Below are 15,821 nucleotides of genomic sequence, written 5' to 3' on the forward strand. Positions count from 1 at the left end.
GTACGCTTTACAGAATTGAAAAGGAGGCAACACATGAGTGTGATATTAGAAACCAAGCAGCTTTGTAAGTTTTATGGCGCAGGTGAGAATCAGGTCAAAGCGGTCAATCAGGTGGACATTCAGATTGAGCAGGGAGAATTTGTCGCAATTGTTGGAAAGTCAGGTTCCGGTAAAAGTACATTACTTCATATGCTTGGAGGGCTAGACACCCCGACAAAAGGCAGTGTTACTTTAGCAGGGAAAGATTTATACAGGATGAAGGAAGATGCCCTTGCTGTTTTCCGCAGAAGAAAAATCGGATTTGTTTTTCAGGCATTTAATCTGGTTTCATCTGTTAATGTCTGGGAAAATATTGTACTGCCACTGGGGCTGGATGGAAGAAAAGTGGATGAAGCGTATGTAAATGATATTATTGCAACTCTGGGGATTGAAAACCGGATTTATAATCTGCCAAATCAGTTATCCGGAGGACAGCAGCAGAGAGTAGCAATTGCAAGAGCACTGGTGAATCGTCCGGAAATTATATTTGCAGATGAGCCGACAGGAAATCTTGATTCTAAGACCAGCGATGAGGTAATCGCTCTGTTTAAGATGACAGCAAAAAAATATGGACAGACAATTGTAATGATTACCCATGATGACGAAATTGCACAGGTCGCTGACCGTATTCTGGTGATTGAGGACGGACAGGTGGTGGATTTCAGATGAAGACAATAAGCAGGATTGCATATAGCAATGACAAAAGGAACAGGACAAGAAGTATACTGATCATGATGGCAATCTGTCTGACCACGATGCTGCTTGTTATCATCAGTACTGTGGGAAATGGGGTAATTCATTTACAGAAAAGTCAGGCGGCAGGATCATATGGAAGCAATTATGGTCTGTTTGTTTCCGCAGACGGATCGCAGTTAAAAGAAGTAAACCGCCGTGCGGAAATAGATGCTACAGGCACTATGTGCACCGAAGGTATCATAAAAGGCAATGAAAAAGGCGGGTTTGTCTGCATGGATGAGACTGCAAGAAAAATGCTTCCTTATAATAAAGAATATGAGTTGAAGGAAGGAAAGTATCCGGAAAAAATGCAGGAAATTGCCGCAGGAAGAGCATTTTTTCGTGCAATGGGGTATGGTGATGTAAAGATCGGAGATACGGTTACACTGGATTACCGCGCAGGGATGCAGTCAGAATATAAGCCGGAAGAATTTGTTGTCAGCGGAATCCTATATGATCGGGATGAGTATACCATCGAGGCATCTTATGTTGCTTTCGGGTCACAGGAGTTTTATGATGAGCACGTCGCAGAGAATGACAGACAGTATAATATTTATTTTACTTTAAATGATTCTGCAAATGTATCTATGAATAATATTGATTCGGTTATAAAGCAGATTGCAGCAGCTTGTGGGATCGAAGAAAAAAACGTTATAGTCAATGATCTCTATTTGCAATGGGTCTTGCAGCCGAGTTATGAAACGATTGCGGTATGCGGGGTTTTGATTCTTGCAATTGTACTTTTCTCTGTTGTGGTCATTTATAATATTTTTCAGGTCGGTATTGCCAACAAGATACAGGAGTATGGAAAAATCAAGGCTCTGGGAGCGACAAAAAAGCAGATGAAACAACTGATCTTCAGAGAGGGCATTTTTTTGACATTTTTTTCAATACCAGTTGGATTGCTTTTTGGCTTTCTGATTGCAAAATGCGGTTTTAACTGGCTGGTAGAACAGGGGAACCTTGTATCAACCGGAACTGGCTCTATGGGAGTTCAAAATCAGCAGGTGCCTCTGTTTTCCCTGCCTGTTATGCTTCTCTGTATTTTCGTATCATTTCTTACCGTTGCTTTGGCACTGCGTAAACCAATGAAAATTGTTTCACGGATTTCACCTATCGAAGCAACACGGTATTTAGAAAATGCAGAAACACAAAAAAAAGGAAAACGAAATGGCAGAAAAAATGTCACCGTGTTTTCTATGGCAATGGCAAATGTAACGGGTAATCCCAAAAGAACTATTGGTACTATCCTCACAATGGGTTTTTCTTGCGTATTGTTTGTGATTATCTCTAATTATGTGGGAAATATTGACACGGAGCATGAAGCACGTCTTTCCGTTAATCATGGACAATTTGAACTGCAGCTTGACTATTCTGCTGAGTACGATGAAAGATATCCGGAGAATAATCTGGATACGATTCTGACGGATGATCCATTGAATGATTCGCTGATTGAAGAAATCAAAAGCATTCCGGGAGTAACAGATGTCATGACGAGAGAGATTGTCTCTGTAAATCTGAACGGAACAAGATTTCCGGCTGATATTGTGAGTAAAAATGATTTTGATTTTATGCGCCAAGAAGGGGATATTGGCTCTATGGACTATGATCAGGCGGTAAAGAATGGTGATATTTTCTTTGGCTGGTCAACGTGGATGGAACAAGATGGATATGCTCCGGGTGAATCCATTGCATTTGACTTTGAGAATGGAAGTGAAACCTATACCTATCAGGGAAAGATTGCAGGATCCTTTGTAAGCGCGGACACTTATCTTGTCATTCCGGAAGGTGTATACCGTTCCATGAATCCGAGAGGAACAGCCTATGGCTATCTGTGGGTGGACTGTGATAAAAAAGATGTGGCATCTGTAGAACAAAGTCTGAATACTTTGATTTCTAATACTTCGCATATAAAAATGGATACTTATCATGCGCAGTTACAATCTGCCGAATTTGCAAGCAGCATGATGAAGCTTGGCTGTTATCTGTTTATGGCTATTGTAGGACTCATCGGGTTTATGAATATGGCGAATACCATGATCATGAATATTACGACAAAAAAGCAGGAATATGGTATATTACAGGCTGTGGGTATGACAAATAAACAATTAAATTTATGCCTGCAATTACAGGGACTGATGTTTACGGTTGGTACCATATGCGTAGCTTTGATTATTGGTCTGCCGCTCGGCTATGCACTTTTTTCCTATGCAAAACATAATGGAATATTTGGAATGAATATCTATCATGTTCCAATCGTACCAATTTTTATTATGATTTTTTTGGTCGGTCTGTTGCAGATTGTACTTTCCTGCGTTTTAAGCAGTAATCTGAAAAAGGAAACGCTGGTAGAAAGAATAAGGTATCAGGGATAGCAAGTAATATGTAATGAACTAGGTCTTAACGAAGAGGAGAAATAGATAACTTCCAGTTGTGCCAACTTGCCCTTTGAGAGAGGAGAAATCCCTTTCTCAAAGGGCTTTTTCTATTTATACGGATATTCGCAAACTACAAGATAAAGCCAAAACTTCATATTACCAAGTAAATGAAAAGCAGGAGAACAGTATTCGATTAAAAGAATGACAGGTGGCAGAGTCATTGAAGCAAATACAGATTTTTATAGATACCTTATCTGCCACCTGCCGTCTGCCGGTGTATGAAATTACGAAAACAGATTGCGAATCGCATGCAACTTGCAATCAAACAAGATATAATGAAGAAAAAAGAGGAGGCGATATCTATGGCAAGAACAGCAAATGTATTTGCACGTGTCGAACCTGAAATAAAAGAACAGGCAGAGCAGGTGCTTGATCGACTTGGAATTCCAATGTCCAATGCAGTAGGAATGTTTCTGAGACAGATTGTGCTCCAGAGAGGAATTCCTTTTGAAATGAAACTTCCAGCTTATGAGGAGCCTGTGGCATATGGTTCTCTGACAAAGGAACAGTTCAATGCAGAAATAGAAAAAGGCATGGAAGATATTAAGGCTGGCAGAGTGTATTCAGCAGATGAAGTTGAAGCAGAAATGAAACGGGAATTTGGTATATGAAATATAAAGTGATGTATACAGCAGGAGCAAAGAAAGATCTGCGAAATATTTTCAGATATATTTCAGAGGAACTGTTAGCTCCAGAGAATGCTGCAGGACAGACAGAGCGGATGCTGGATACTATGCCGAACAGAAATCGGCTCTATGAGGAAGAACCGTGGCACAGCAGAGGACTTCGATTCTTTCCGGTGGATAATTATCTGGTATTTTACAAAACAGATGATGAAACTGAAGCGGTATATGTAGTGCGAATTATGTATGGTGGACGTGATGTTCATAAACAGTTAAATCAAACAGAAGACGTTTCAGTAAATTAAAACAGAATATGGAACTAAAACACGCGCAGTTAGTCTATGAAAAATAGGTTAGCTGCTTTTTTCATGTAAAAAAGGAGGTGCCGTGTATGGGATATGCACGTAAAGATGTAGAGAAAACAAAGAAAATAGCAAAGAAATTTGTGCGCTATCAAGAGGGTGCAGAGCTTTATAGCATTGGACTGACGAAATTGAATAATACGGAGTGAAAGCCGTTACTGCGACTGGGCAGTTACAAGCCCGAATTACCGTACTCATATAAGTTCCTCTCAGATTCCATGAAATGCCCGGTATTCCCGGTACATTTCAATCATATTTTTTCTTGCATTTTTCAAATAAGAAGTATCGGCGCTGATTCGTCCAAGAAGAAAATATCCCTGATAGATAGAAAGCATGCGCTGAGAAAGAATTTTTGCATGATCTGGAGACAATCCGGAGTATAACAATACTTCCTGAAAAATCTGCTCAAATTTTTTCAGTCCTTCCATAAATACAGATGCAACTGCAGGCTTGCTAAGTGCTGTTTCCATACCCATCACCGCATACGGGCAGCCTGCAAATGTTTGTCCATTTGTCCTTTCAGATAAAAAATCAAAGATTTCTTCAATAAAACTTTCCCAGTCATTTCCCTGAGAACTATTTTGAAATTGTTCCAGTAAGATTTTTTGATAGTATTCCGTTACCGCTGTTGCCAGGTCATCCTTGCTTTTGAAATAAAAATAAAAAGATCCTTTTGGAAGGTCTGTTTGTTTGAGGATTTCGCTGATTCCAGTAGCAGAATACCCATTTTTCCAAAATAATTCAGCAGCACACTCGATCAGGCGTTGTCTGGATTCTTCACCTTTTTTCATTTCGCATTTCCTCCTTTAGTCTGGAAAACAGATGTGTAAGTGCAAACATAAGCGTTTCATAATGCATGTAATCTAAAGTATTCCTATCTGCAAGAATTTGAAGACTTGCCGGGAACTCGTCATCAGCTTCCCAGAAACGAATGATAATCGGCAAAAAAGGAAAAAGATTTAATTTAAAAGCAACATCTCCTTTTTCCAGTTCTTTTCCGGAAAGTGATATACAGGCATTACGCAATTCAATGGTTTTTCCGTTAAAAAAGTCAGCGGTATTCTGAAAAAATCCTCTGTTCGGTGAGAGATTTCCTGTTCGGACAGAGGAAAGGCTGTTTATATTTACAAATTCATGTGACAGATGGCATCTATCCTTTGAATAACATAAAACATCATAAATAGTCATTGCTTCATTATGATTGGCTTCATGAACTATTTCAAAATCATTATCTGACCACTGAACACTTCCCGTTTTTCGGTTAATACGATAGGTACGGTTAATAAAAGTAATATATAACCAGTCAAAATTGTAATCTAATGAATATTTATGTATCATTGTAGCCTGATCATATTGCAGGAAAACATGTGCCATTGAAATTTTTGTTTTATCATAATTATTGATAGCTTTCGTCATATATTCCTCCAAGAATATTTTTGTTGTAATTATTTATAAAATAGACTAATCGGTCTATAAAGTCAATACATTTTGCATAACACATAAAATTAACGATCATGAAAAGTAAATGATTAAGACTTCCCATACCTTCTTATGGTAGATGACAGAATCCCGGCAGTCAACTACTGCAAAACAGTATATAACAGTTGACAACAGTATTATACTGTTATATACTGTTTACAAGAGGAGGAAACATATGAAGCTTATAATCAATAATACATCGATGGTACCAATTTATGAGCAGATCATGGAGCAGATCAAGGCGCAGATCATCTCCGGAGAATTAAAAGAAAATGATATATTGCCGTCCGTGAGAACAATGGCAAAGGAACTGAAGATCAGTGCACTTACTGTGAAGAAAGCATATGACAATCTGGAAGCAGAGGGCATGACAGTCACAGTTCATGGGAAAGGAACGTATGTAGCGGCTTCGAATACACAGCTGATGGAAGAAGAGCGCAGGAAAGAGGTTGAGGCGGATCTGGAAGCAGCAATTCAGAAGGGAAGGCGCTGCGGAATGAAGGAGGAAGAGATCCGTTCGTTGTTTGAACTCATCATGGAGGATGAATGATTATGTTGGAGATCAAAGGAGTAAAGAAAAGCTACGGTGAATTTCAGTTAGACTGTTCGTTAAATGTAGAAAAAGGAAGGATCACCGGTCTGGTTGGAGAGAACGGAGCCGGTAAGAGTACTTTGTTCAAGGCAGTGCTCGGACTCATTTCTTATGATGCCGGTGAGATAAAGATCCTGGGAAAAATACCGGAAGAGTTAAGTGAAAAAGAGAAAGAAGAGCTGGGAGTTGTCCTGGCAGAAGCCGGATTCAGTGGATACTTGAAAGGGAAAGATGTTGAGGCAGTCCTTGCCAAATTGTATCCAAAGTTTGAAGCAGAAAAATTTCATCAGATGTGTGAAGAATATCAGATTCCGTTGGATAAATTTATAAAAGAGTACTCAACAGGAATGAAAGCAAAGCTGAATCTGATCATTGCATTGACACATCAGGCAGAATTCCTGATGCTGGATGAGCCGACGGCAGGGCTTGATGTCGGAGCGAGGGAAAGGATGCTGGATATTTTAAGAGAGTATATGGAAGAAGAACCGGAGAGAAGTATCCTGATCAGCTCACATATTTCTTCGGACCTAGAACATCTGTGTGATGACATTTATGTGATACATAAAGGAAAGATCATACTTCATGAAGCGATGGATACGATTCTTGAAAAATATGCAGTGTTGAAGGTCAGTGAGGAACAATATCAGGCAGTGGATAAAAGGTATCTTTTGAAAGAGAAAAAAGAGTTTTTTGGAGTTGCCTGTCTGACGAACGAGAAGCAGTATTATATAGAAAATTATCCGGAAATCGTAGTAGAGAGCGGATCACTCGATCAGGTGATCCTGATGTTGACAGGGGGCGAAAGATGATGAAAGGAATCAGAGGGCTTTTGGAAAAGGATTTTCGATTGTTTTTTCGACAGGGTGGTAATCTTTTTTTGGTGTTAGTGTTTGTAGCATTGTTTTTTATACTTACAGGAAAAACGGCAGCTGCTTTCATTGCAATGTATATCCCATCTGTTCTGGCGATATATTCAGGTAATACGATCAGTTATGATGAAAATGGCCATGGTTACACATATTTATTTTCTTTACCCGTAAATAAAAAAATATATGTCAGAGAAAAATATATTTTTTCCTTTATCATGACAGCATGTGGATGGTGCATTGGAATGATCTGTGCAGGAATTATGGTACTCATAAATCCTGAAGAGGTGTTTGATCTGGAAATGCTGGCAATGGAGTTGATCACATTTTTTGTGTTTCAGGCAATTGCGGGAATTATGATCGCGATCAGGATAAGGTTCGAAGGAGAGAAAGGGCGAATTGTGCTGCCAATCGCAATTTTAATTATTTTTGCGATTTGTTATACAATTAGATCTTTTGTGAAGACTAACTTGGGATTAAAAGAAAGTATTCTGCATATGATAGGGGGAATAGGGGATTTTGAAATCGGGATTGCCCTCATTGTGCTAAGTCTGCTTATATGGTTTGCTTCGTATAAGTATAGTATGAGCGCTATGAAGAAGAAAGAGTTTTAAGATAGATGTGGCAAAAATGATCCATTAAAAATAATGATTATAAAGTTGTAATAGCTACCAAAAATATGAGAAAAACTTTGTGGAAAAATAGGCTTGTGTTTCGTAAGAGTCCCTTGTAAAATAGCGGACAAGGATGAAAAGAAAAGGAGACTCTTATGGGAACCAATGAAAAAGATATGACTGCCGGATCTCCCGGAAAACTGATCATAACTTTTGCCATACCAATGATGCTTGGAAATATTTTTCAGCAGTTTTATACAATGGCAGACACCATGATCGTCGGACAAGTGGTAGGAGTTAAGGCACTGGCGGCAGTAGGTGCCGGTGATTGGCTGGTATGGCTGGTGTTGGGGATCATGACAGGTATCACACAGGGTTTTTCTATTCTTGTATCTCAGTATTATGGAGCAAGGGAAAAGGAAAATCTGAAATGTGCAGTGGCGAAAAGCTATATCATGACAGCATTACTGTCTGTGGTCGTACTCGCAGTAAGTGAAGGTACAGTTTATCATGTTCTTTTATTTTTACAGACACCGGATAATGTCATTGATCTGACAATGCTATATTTGCGGCTGATCTTTGCGGGAATCCCGATCATAGCTGCTTATAATATATTTGCAGCGATCCTTCGGGCACTTGGAAACAGCAGATCTCCGTTGATCGCAATGACAGTGGCAGCAGTGATCAATGTGGGACTGGATCTGTTATTTGTGGCGGTTTTTGGCTGGGGTATAGCCGGAGCAGCAGTGGCGACCGTTATCGCACAGGGATTTTCAGCCTTATACTGTTTGATCGTATTACGTAAAATCCCGGATATCCGCCTGGAAAAGAAGGATTTTTACAGGCAGCCCTCTATGAGCCTGCGACTTTTGGAACTGGGAGTTCCTCTTGCAATACAGAATGTGATCATCTCCGTGGGAGGACTTGTGGTACAGTATGTGATCAATGGATTTGGTTTTCTGTTTGTAGCCGGATTTACGGCAGCGAACAAGCTGTATGGAGTTTTGGAGATGGCTGCCGTTTCATATGGATACGCCATTACAACCTATGTGGGCCAGAATCTTGGTGCAAAAAAATACCAGAGGATTCGAAAAGGTGTGCGCAGCGGCACTTATATGGCAGTGCTCACTTCGGCTTTCATTTCTGGTATGATGGTGTTGTTTGGACGTAATGTACTGTCCCTGTTTGTATCCGGTGAACCGGATCAGACCCGACAGGTATTGGATATAGCATATAAGTATTTGTTTATTATGGCTGTCTTTTTGTGGGTGCTGTATCTGCTGTATGTGTATCGTTCCGCTATCCAGGGTCTGGGTAATACTTTGATTCCGCTTGCCAGCGGCATTGCAGAATTTATCATGCGTGTCAGTGTTGCGCTGCTGCTGCCAAAACTGATCGGTGAAGATGGAATATACTATGCAGAGATCTGTGCATGGAGCAGTGCAGCTGTTTTATTATTCGTAAGTTATATGATCATTATACGAAAATATAAAGAAGTATTATGAGGCAGGACTTCCGGAAACAAAAGTCATAAGAAAGGATGCGGTAGCAGATCTGTATGATGGAATATATAAAAGCTGGGGAGATCTTTCCTGAGAAAAAACGAGCGGGCCGGCGTTAAATAAAACGCTGGACCCGCTCCATTGTAGTTTTTAGAATAAAGATATCCGTCAGTACATCACCGGTTTCCAGAGAATGGTTGGCGTTTTGGGTGAGAAAGATAGGTACTTCTTTCTGCGCTGCCAGTTCCCGGATGGAATCGGTTTCAGCCCAGGGATCTGCGGTACCGTGGAAGGCGATGCTTCCGGCAAGTGGAAAGGAAAAGGTCTCTGCAAGAGGTGTAAACAGGATGCTTTTTACAGTCAGATCGTGTCGGGAAGCATAGGCAGAGGAGATGACTGTACCAATGCTTTTGGAAATAAACAGAACGCTGCCATAGGAATTCCAGTCGATGTTGCTTAAGGAGCGTTCTGTCTGTTCCAGGGCGAGGTCAAAGGCCTGTTTCATTTTTTCGGGGTCTCCTTTGACATTTTCCGGAAGGTTGTCATAGGATACAGTGCGGATTTTGTAGCCGTGTTTGCTGGCAAGGCGGCTGGTATAGTACAGAAGCGGCTTGTCAGCCGTGTATCCGATGCCCGGAAAAACAACAGCTAATTTCGGGGCATTTTTATCTGCTCCGGCTGTATGAGAGGAAACTTTTGTATAGAGCATCTGCAGCTGAAGCTTTTCCTGAAGCTCCTTTAAGGTAATGGAGATCGTACAGGAATCGGATGGAAGATAATCATAATCGGTAACAATGTCGTCCTCTTCCATGGAATAAACAATGTGTGAGGAACCCATGAGTTCCATGTCTTCTTCAATATCTGAAAGTAATTCTTCGTATGATTTCATATTAGTTTAAACCTTCTTATTCAAAAAATCTTTTATTTTTACAGATGCCTCTATTATACTGGTTTCATTGAATAACAGCAAGAGCCGGCAGAGAGAAGTTAAACCTTGCTTTTATCCTGCCTGCACGATATACTAATACAATACATATCTGATTAATGGAGGGTTTTACAAATGAAAATTGCAGCAACATACGACAACGGAAATATTTTCCAGCATTTTGGAAAAACGGAGTTTTTCAAGGTGTACGAGGTAGAGGATAACAAGGTTGTTTCCAGTGAAGTGATCGGTTCCAATGGCACCGGACATGGTGCACTTGCAGGACTTCTTGCGGATCAGGGTATTAGTGTTCTGATCTGTGGTGGAATCGGCGGCGGCGCTCAGACAGCACTTGCTGAGGCTGGTGTTGAGTTATGTTCCGGAGCACAGGGTGACGTAGATGCAGCTGTGGATGCTTATCTGAAGGGCGAGCTGGTATCCACAGGTGTGAATTGTGATCATCACCATCATGAGGATGGACATTCCTGCGGAAGCCATGAGGATGGACACTCCTGCGGCGGTCATGAAGACGGACATTCCTGCGGAGGCTGTGGCGGAGGATGTGGTTCCCAGCCATCTATTACAGGTCCTAACGTTGGAAAAACCTGCCGTACCCATTACAGAGGAACTTTTAATGATGGAACACAGTTCGATTCTTCTTACGACCGTGGCGAGCCGCTGGAATTCATCTGCGGAGCTGGTCAGATGATCAAAGGTTTTGATGCGGCAGTTGCAAACATGGAAGTTGGACAGGTGGTAGATGTGCACCTGATGCCGGAAGAAGCTTACGGAATGCCGAATCCGGATGCGATTTTTACGCTTGAGATCGCACAGCTTCCAGGTTCCGAGGATCTCACTGTAGGACAGCAGGTATATCTTTCCAACCAGTACGGACAGCCGTTCCCGGTTAAAGTTAACGCAAAAGATGAAAAAACCATTACTTTCGATGCTAATCATGAGATGGCAGGTAAAGAGCTGAATTTCAGAATTGAATTAGTAGAAGTGAAATAAGAAGAAACAGTGGGAGGTGCTGTATGGGAGCATATGGCATCTCCCTTTTTGCCTGAAGGGAGGAAGCTTTCCTGATGAGGATCTCTATGATACCATTTGGATTACTGTCCGGTTTTATGGACAGTAAAGAAATCCGGATCACAGAGCTGGGTGAAGATGGATTTCGGTTTCGCCTGGCAGAGGAATGCCCGGAACCGGAGCAATTTCTGATCTGTTTTTACGATATGAAAAAAGCCGGGTACAGGAGAGTGGAGATCCGGAGGTTTGGGATGAGTGCAGCAGAGGAGCAATGCCAGCAGGATCAACAGCCATCTGAAAAGGAAACCGGAAAATGTTTTTACAGGGAATATTCTGTGAGAGTGGAACAGAAGGACTATGTACAGGAGGTTCGGCGTCTGGCCGGAGCGTATAACAGATATATCTGTCTGAAGCTGGATGGAGACGATGGAGAGCTGGCGAAATCACTGACCGGTTATCCTGCGGAGTTGGATGAGATGCACTGCAGGTGTCTGGAGGAACAGAAGAAGCGGTGGTTTTTCAGAGAAAGTGAAAAGGCTTCCGGAAATCCACAGAATACAATGGATACAGAAGAACTAAGGCTTTTGGATAACGCAGAGTTTGCCCTGGAATTAAACTGCACTCCCCTGTATGAAGAATATCTGCACCAGCCGCTGCAGGCTTTTCTGGCGTCTTACTGGCAGAAGAATTATCTCACTCACAGTTATTTTGCAGGCCGGATACCGGACAGATTTTATATTGGAAATCAGTTCTGCCATAATCTGTTTCCGACAGAAGAGCAGCTTTTTTCTATTATGGATAAAATGTATTCGGAGGGATTGGAGATCACACTGGTATTTTCTTATATCCGGGAATTTATGCTTTTGTCTGTGGGAAAGCTTCTGGAAAAGGTGGATAACTGGTGTTGTATTCATGGGGTGAATGTGGAAATCGTAGTCAATGACTGGGCCATGATGGAAATGCTCTGTGGAAAAACATTCCGCCTGCGTCCTGTTCTTGGGACATTGCTCAATAAACGAAAAAAGGATCCGCGAATAAAATATAAATCCGGTGATACCTCATTATTTCAGCAAAACAGCCTGAATGCGGAGTTTTATCGGGATTTTCTGGCTGAAGAATTTCATATCCACAGATACGAATGGGAGTCCTGCGGATATCCACAGGAGCTTCCGCCGGGAAAAAACAGTCTGCATCTGCCTTTTTATCAGACAAACACTTCGCAGTACTGTCCGTTGTATGCTTTGTGCACCACCGGAGATCGTGGTACACAGCAGCTTGCGGAGCACTGTCCGAAATTCTGTGAAAAATACGCACTGCTTTATCCGGAACATTTACACATGGCAGGGCGGTATAACTCCCTGTTTGGTGTGGATAAAACACTTCCGGAGTCAACGGAAATGTGGAAAAATTTAAAAGGCACAAAGCCGGATCGTATTGTTGTTAATATATGACAGGTGATGGGCAGGCTGCGAAGGTGGATCGCGAATATCTATTTGACAAGAATACATTGCGGAAAAAAGGAACAGGTCATGGATAACAGTATGAAAATAACAGCCGGGTTAGGCTCCATAGATGAATATGAACGTTTTGTGCAGGCAGGCGCAGATGAATTTTTCTGTGGTTATGTACCATTTTTCTGGGCGGAAAAATACGGCACAGTAATGCCGTTAAATCGTAGGGAGGTTCTCTGCTGTAATGTTCAGCTTGGTGCATACAGTGAGCTGGAGATCCTTTCCCGGATGGTAAAAAAATATAAAAAGCCGGTACATCTCACCTTCAATTCCCTATATTATCTGCCGGAACAGTATCCGGAGATCGGAGATATCATAGAGAAGTGCATGAAAATAGGATTTCGAAGCTATATCATTGCAGATCCGGCGCTTCTTGTTTATCTGAAAAACAGGGGACTTTCCTGCGAGATCCATCTCAGCGGAGAGACAGGGGAAGTGAACAGCGAAATGCTGAAGATGTTCCGGCGCTTTCCTCTGAAGAGATTGATCTTTCATCGGAAAAACACGTTCCGGGATATGCAGTCTGTTATTGCATCTCAGAGAGAGGTGGAGAAACAGGCCGGGATCCGGCCGGAGGAGGGAATGGAGTTCGAGGCCTTTGTGCTGAATGAAATGTGCCAGTTTACGGGAGCATTCTGTAATTCTCTTCACTGTGATGAGATGGGATATCTTTGCAGGGTGCCCTATTGGCTGGGAACTGTACGGAATGGTGAGGCTGTTCCGGAAAAAATAAAGGCTCTTCAGGAGCAGGCCTGGGAGCAGGAACCAGCTCCGGAAGCATATGATGAATCCGGATATCTCTGCGGCGAGACAGGCTGTGGCCTGTGTGCACTGTATCAGCTGAAGAAGGCAGGGATCACGCATCTGAAGCTGGTTGGCCGGGGAAATTATGTGGATTATATGGAAAAAGATATCCGGAACCTGCGAAAAGCGCTGGAAATTTTGGACGTTGCAGAAAATGAAACAGCGTTTCAATGTATGATAAAAAGGATATTGTTTCCACATGGGTGCAGTGAAAAGTGTTATTATTGATGGAAGAATATAAATATTCACGAAAACCGGGATCCGGGCAGAATATATTTTCAGAAGAAATCCAGGACTGAAAGCTGTGAATATCAAATTGCTAAGATAGTGTGAGGAGAAAAGATAAAAAATGAATTTCGAGCGTGTAAAAAGAGAAGAAGCAGATACAGTTCTGAAGCTGTACCGTTCGCTGCTGGGGACGCCCTATTGTGTGTGGACAGAAGATTACCCTTCAGAAAAAGAAGTGGAATTTGATCTTTCCAGAGATGCGCTGTTTTGTATGCGGGACGCTGCAGGAAATATCGCAGGTGTGATCTCCATTGATGATGATCCAAATGTGGAATGTCTCACATGCTGGTCAGAAACAATGGTGCCGTCAGCGGAGGTCTCCCGGGTGGGAGTATGCCGGGAATTCCAGAACCAGGGAATTGCCAGGAAGCTTCTTGAGGGTGTGATGGAAGAATTGAAGAAGCGGGGCTATAAAGCTGTACATCTCCTTGTTGCGAAGGATAATGTAAAAGCACTCCGCTCTTATGATAAGCTGAATTTTGAGAACGTGGGAGAGTGTGAACTCTGGGGACATATGTACTGGTGTTATGAGAAAGAATTATAAAAAAACACTATAAAAATGAAAAACAGGTATCTTTTTGCCGGGCGGTAGATCGACCACCAATGTCAGATCAATAAGTGGTGGTCAATATACAGTCAGCAGAGAAGATACCTGTTTTTTGTTTGAAAGCAGATCAAATCTTCCGGCAGCTGTCCCTCTCGATCAGCTGATGAGGAACAATGATCTTTGTGGCCGGAAGGCTCGGATTTTCGATATGACTGATCATCTGTGTAGCCGCTTCCATTCCAAGCTGCCCGGAGTTAATATCAATGGAGGTCAGCTGAGGCGAAGTCAGTCTGGCAAAAAGTGAGTTGTTAAAGGAAAGAATGGACAGATCCTCCGGTATGGAAATATCTGCTTCCATACAGATCCTTTCCAGAGAAAGCGCCAGAATATCATCACTGACAAGCACAGCTGTAGGACGATTTTCGCTTAAAAGCAGCTTTCGAAGCTCCTGAAACTCATCCTGGGAAGCTGCCGGAACCTCTATACAGTATTCAGGCTGTACGGTTAATCCGTGACTGATCAGCGCAGTCATGTAGCCGGTTTTACGGTCTGCGGAAAAGACCAGAGAATTATCTACACCCAGATAAGCGATCTTCCGGTGGCCCAGAGCATAAAGATACTCCGTTGCCTCCTGTCCGGCCAGAAGGTTGTCATTATCGATGTAGATCGTATGATTGGTGTATTGTGCCGGTTTTCCGATCAGGATATAGAGAAGTCCTTCACTGAAAAGAAAATCAATAACAGGATCATTCACACGGGAATAAAGAACGATAAATCCGTCAACCTTACCGCTTCTGGACATAGAACGTACCGCGTTAAGGATTTCTTCTTCATTCTGACCGGTAACAATGGTGCTGATATACTGATGTGCGTTACAGTAGTGGCTGATTCCCCGGATCGTCTCAAGGTAAAAGGAATTCTCGTATGTCTCCTTTGGGGACGGAGGCAGGATGATACCGATGGAGCGGGAAATCTGTGCTGCCAGGTTGCTGGCCTGGAAATTCGGCTCATAGCCAAGCTCTGCCATGGCTCTGCGTACACGTTCCTTGGTTTCTTCACTGATAGATGGATTGTTTTTGCAGGTTCTGGAAACGGTGGACGGGGACACCCCGGCCAGAGCTGCCACATCCTTGATGGTTACTGCCATAAAATTGCCTCCTTACGGATATGCCGGATCAAAGCGGAAGTATGCATCTGATCTGGCTTTTTTATATCTCAGTTTGATAGATATATTGTAGTTCATAACAAGGATACTGTCAAACATATTGCATAGAAAATTGCATGAAATTGCGTAAAATCAGGTGTGCAGAGAATCATGCAGTGAAGTGCAGGCAGATTTCTGTTTGACATAATGAAAAACTGCACAAAATCAGGATGTAAAAATTGTAAGAAAGGTAGAAAAGACAAAAATGCATTGCACTTCATGCAAAATGGACGTATAATTTACGCAAACGGTTGCATAAATTA

The 15,821-nt window shown here is 42.1% G+C and carries 17 protein-coding genes; 13 read left to right on the forward strand and 4 right to left on the reverse strand.

Annotated features, from left to right (window positions below):
* Positions 1–33 precede the first annotated feature (33 nt).
* From AC04Q4_RS13080 to AC04Q4_RS13100, 5 genes are all read left to right on the forward strand, one after another.
* Positions 34–708, forward strand: a complete 675-nt coding sequence (locus tag AC04Q4_RS13080) for an ATP-binding cassette domain-containing protein (RefSeq protein ID WP_476389116.1) — start codon at positions 34–36, stop codon at positions 706–708.
* Positions 705–3,149, forward strand: coding sequence for an FtsX-like permease family protein (locus AC04Q4_RS13085; RefSeq protein WP_476389117.1), 2,445 nt, complete (start codon positions 705–707; stop codon positions 3,147–3,149). Before AC04Q4_RS13080 ends, AC04Q4_RS13085 begins: the two co-directional genes overlap by 4 nt.
* A gap of 365 nt (positions 3,150–3,514) precedes the next feature.
* A complete protein-coding gene (locus tag AC04Q4_RS13090) occupies positions 3,515–3,823 on the forward strand; it encodes a type II toxin-antitoxin system RelB/DinJ family antitoxin (RefSeq protein WP_173738088.1) in 309 nt (102 codons plus the stop codon).
* Positions 3,820–4,140, forward strand: coding sequence for a type II toxin-antitoxin system RelE/ParE family toxin (locus AC04Q4_RS13095; RefSeq protein ID WP_173738087.1), 321 nt, complete (start codon positions 3,820–3,822; stop codon positions 4,138–4,140). The genes AC04Q4_RS13090 and AC04Q4_RS13095 overlap by 4 nt, the downstream gene beginning before the upstream one ends.
* Before the next feature lie 86 nt (positions 4,141–4,226).
* Entirely contained in the window at positions 4,227–4,346 is a 120-nt protein-coding gene (locus tag AC04Q4_RS13100; protein WP_226844454.1) for a DUF6462 family protein, read from the forward strand.
* 60 nt (positions 4,347–4,406) lie between these two features.
* Here the strand turns inward: AC04Q4_RS13100 and AC04Q4_RS13105 are convergent, their stop codons facing one another.
* Together AC04Q4_RS13105 and AC04Q4_RS13110 are read right to left on the reverse strand one after the other, a co-directional pair.
* A complete protein-coding gene (locus AC04Q4_RS13105; RefSeq protein ID WP_173756485.1) occupies positions 4,407–4,988 on the reverse strand; it encodes a TetR/AcrR family transcriptional regulator in 582 nt (193 codons plus the stop codon).
* Positions 4,975–5,613, reverse strand: coding sequence for a DUF3786 domain-containing protein (locus AC04Q4_RS13110; RefSeq protein ID WP_476389118.1), 639 nt, complete (start codon positions 5,611–5,613; stop codon positions 4,975–4,977). Before AC04Q4_RS13110 ends, AC04Q4_RS13105 begins: the two co-directional genes overlap by 14 nt.
* Positions 5,614–5,851: 238 nt before the next feature.
* Here AC04Q4_RS13110 and AC04Q4_RS13115 point away from each other — a divergent pair, with 238 nt between their 5' ends.
* The 4 genes from AC04Q4_RS13115 to AC04Q4_RS13130 all read left to right on the forward strand — a co-directional run bounded on the left by AC04Q4_RS13115 (position 5,852) and on the right by AC04Q4_RS13130 (position 9,253).
* Positions 5,852–6,226 (forward strand): GntR family transcriptional regulator, encoded by a 375-nt coding sequence (locus AC04Q4_RS13115; protein WP_148448300.1) that lies wholly within the window; start codon positions 5,852–5,854, stop codon positions 6,224–6,226.
* 2 nt (positions 6,227–6,228) lie between these two features.
* Positions 6,229–7,077, forward strand: a complete 849-nt coding sequence (locus AC04Q4_RS13120; protein WP_173741556.1) for an ABC transporter ATP-binding protein — start codon at positions 6,229–6,231, stop codon at positions 7,075–7,077.
* Positions 7,074–7,748, forward strand: a complete 675-nt coding sequence (locus tag AC04Q4_RS13125; RefSeq protein WP_092071575.1) for an ABC-2 transporter permease — start codon at positions 7,074–7,076, stop codon at positions 7,746–7,748. The genes AC04Q4_RS13120 and AC04Q4_RS13125 overlap by 4 nt, the downstream gene beginning before the upstream one ends.
* Positions 7,749–7,903: 155 nt before the next feature.
* Positions 7,904–9,253, forward strand: a complete 1,350-nt coding sequence (locus tag AC04Q4_RS13130; RefSeq protein WP_173738081.1) for an MATE family efflux transporter — start codon at positions 7,904–7,906, stop codon at positions 9,251–9,253.
* 112 nt (positions 9,254–9,365) lie between these two features.
* Here AC04Q4_RS13130 and AC04Q4_RS13135 read toward each other — a convergent pair whose 3' ends face one another.
* A complete protein-coding gene (locus AC04Q4_RS13135) occupies positions 9,366–10,139 on the reverse strand; it encodes an alpha/beta hydrolase (protein WP_476389119.1) in 774 nt (257 codons plus the stop codon).
* A 171-nt stretch (positions 10,140–10,310) separates the two neighbouring features.
* Here AC04Q4_RS13135 and AC04Q4_RS13140 point away from each other — a divergent pair, with 171 nt between their 5' ends.
* The 4 genes from AC04Q4_RS13140 to AC04Q4_RS13155 all read left to right on the forward strand — a co-directional run bounded on the left by AC04Q4_RS13140 (position 10,311) and on the right by AC04Q4_RS13155 (position 14,351).
* Positions 10,311–11,186, forward strand: a complete 876-nt coding sequence (locus AC04Q4_RS13140) for an FKBP-type peptidyl-prolyl cis-trans isomerase (protein ID WP_476389120.1) — start codon at positions 10,311–10,313, stop codon at positions 11,184–11,186.
* Positions 11,187–11,272: 86 nt separating this feature from the next.
* The gene (locus AC04Q4_RS13145) at positions 11,273–12,655 is read left to right on the forward strand and encodes a hypothetical protein (RefSeq protein WP_476389121.1); all 1,383 of its coding nucleotides are present in this window, start codon (positions 11,273–11,275) and stop codon (positions 12,653–12,655) included.
* Between the two features lie 78 nt (positions 12,656–12,733).
* Positions 12,734–13,747 (forward strand): U32 family peptidase, encoded by a 1,014-nt coding sequence (locus tag AC04Q4_RS13150; protein WP_330596753.1) that lies wholly within the window; start codon positions 12,734–12,736, stop codon positions 13,745–13,747.
* Between the two features lie 121 nt (positions 13,748–13,868).
* Positions 13,869–14,351, forward strand: coding sequence for a GNAT family N-acetyltransferase (locus tag AC04Q4_RS13155; protein ID WP_476389122.1), 483 nt, complete (start codon positions 13,869–13,871; stop codon positions 14,349–14,351).
* A gap of 130 nt (positions 14,352–14,481) precedes the next feature.
* Here AC04Q4_RS13155 and AC04Q4_RS13160 read toward each other — a convergent pair whose 3' ends face one another.
* A complete protein-coding gene (locus AC04Q4_RS13160) occupies positions 14,482–15,501 on the reverse strand; it encodes a LacI family DNA-binding transcriptional regulator (protein ID WP_195456389.1) in 1,020 nt (339 codons plus the stop codon).
* Positions 15,502–15,821: the final 320 nt, after the last annotated feature.

It is taken from the genome of Blautia sp. HA8986 (assembly GCF_056504635.1).

What these genes read in the sequence shown, in the direction of transcription:
- AC04Q4_RS13110 (WP_476389118.1), bottom strand. Translation starts at nt 5,613, where the DNA reads ATGACGAAAGCTATCAATAATTATGATAAAACAAAAATTTCAATGGCA.
- AC04Q4_RS13160 (WP_195456389.1), bottom strand. Translation starts at nt 15,501, where the DNA reads ATGGCAGTAACCATCAAGGATGTGGCAGCTCTGGCCGGGGTGTCCCCG.
- AC04Q4_RS13150 (WP_330596753.1), top strand. Translation starts at nt 12,734, where the DNA reads ATGGATAACAGTATGAAAATAACAGCCGGGTTAGGCTCCATAGATGAA.
- AC04Q4_RS13095 (WP_173738087.1), top strand. Translation starts at nt 3,820, where the DNA reads ATGAAATATAAAGTGATGTATACAGCAGGAGCAAAGAAAGATCTGCGA.
- AC04Q4_RS13125 (WP_092071575.1), top strand. Translation starts at nt 7,074, where the DNA reads ATGATGAAAGGAATCAGAGGGCTTTTGGAAAAGGATTTTCGATTGTTT.
- AC04Q4_RS13145 (WP_476389121.1), top strand. Translation starts at nt 11,273, where the DNA reads ATGATACCATTTGGATTACTGTCCGGTTTTATGGACAGTAAAGAAATC.
- AC04Q4_RS13080 (WP_476389116.1), top strand. Translation starts at nt 34, where the DNA reads ATGAGTGTGATATTAGAAACCAAGCAGCTTTGTAAGTTTTATGGCGCA.
- AC04Q4_RS13140 (WP_476389120.1), top strand. Translation starts at nt 10,311, where the DNA reads ATGAAAATTGCAGCAACATACGACAACGGAAATATTTTCCAGCATTTT.
- AC04Q4_RS13090 (WP_173738088.1), top strand. Translation starts at nt 3,515, where the DNA reads ATGGCAAGAACAGCAAATGTATTTGCACGTGTCGAACCTGAAATAAAA.
- AC04Q4_RS13120 (WP_173741556.1), top strand. Translation starts at nt 6,229, where the DNA reads ATGTTGGAGATCAAAGGAGTAAAGAAAAGCTACGGTGAATTTCAGTTA.
- AC04Q4_RS13100 (WP_226844454.1), top strand. Translation starts at nt 4,227, where the DNA reads ATGGGATATGCACGTAAAGATGTAGAGAAAACAAAGAAAATAGCAAAG.
- AC04Q4_RS13130 (WP_173738081.1), top strand. Translation starts at nt 7,904, where the DNA reads ATGGGAACCAATGAAAAAGATATGACTGCCGGATCTCCCGGAAAACTG.
- AC04Q4_RS13105 (WP_173756485.1), bottom strand. Translation starts at nt 4,988, where the DNA reads ATGAAAAAAGGTGAAGAATCCAGACAACGCCTGATCGAGTGTGCTGCT.
- AC04Q4_RS13135 (WP_476389119.1), bottom strand. Translation starts at nt 10,139, where the DNA reads ATGAAATCATACGAAGAATTACTTTCAGATATTGAAGAAGACATGGAA.
- AC04Q4_RS13155 (WP_476389122.1), top strand. Translation starts at nt 13,869, where the DNA reads ATGAATTTCGAGCGTGTAAAAAGAGAAGAAGCAGATACAGTTCTGAAG.
- AC04Q4_RS13115 (WP_148448300.1), top strand. Translation starts at nt 5,852, where the DNA reads ATGAAGCTTATAATCAATAATACATCGATGGTACCAATTTATGAGCAG.
- AC04Q4_RS13085 (WP_476389117.1), top strand. Translation starts at nt 705, where the DNA reads ATGAAGACAATAAGCAGGATTGCATATAGCAATGACAAAAGGAACAGG.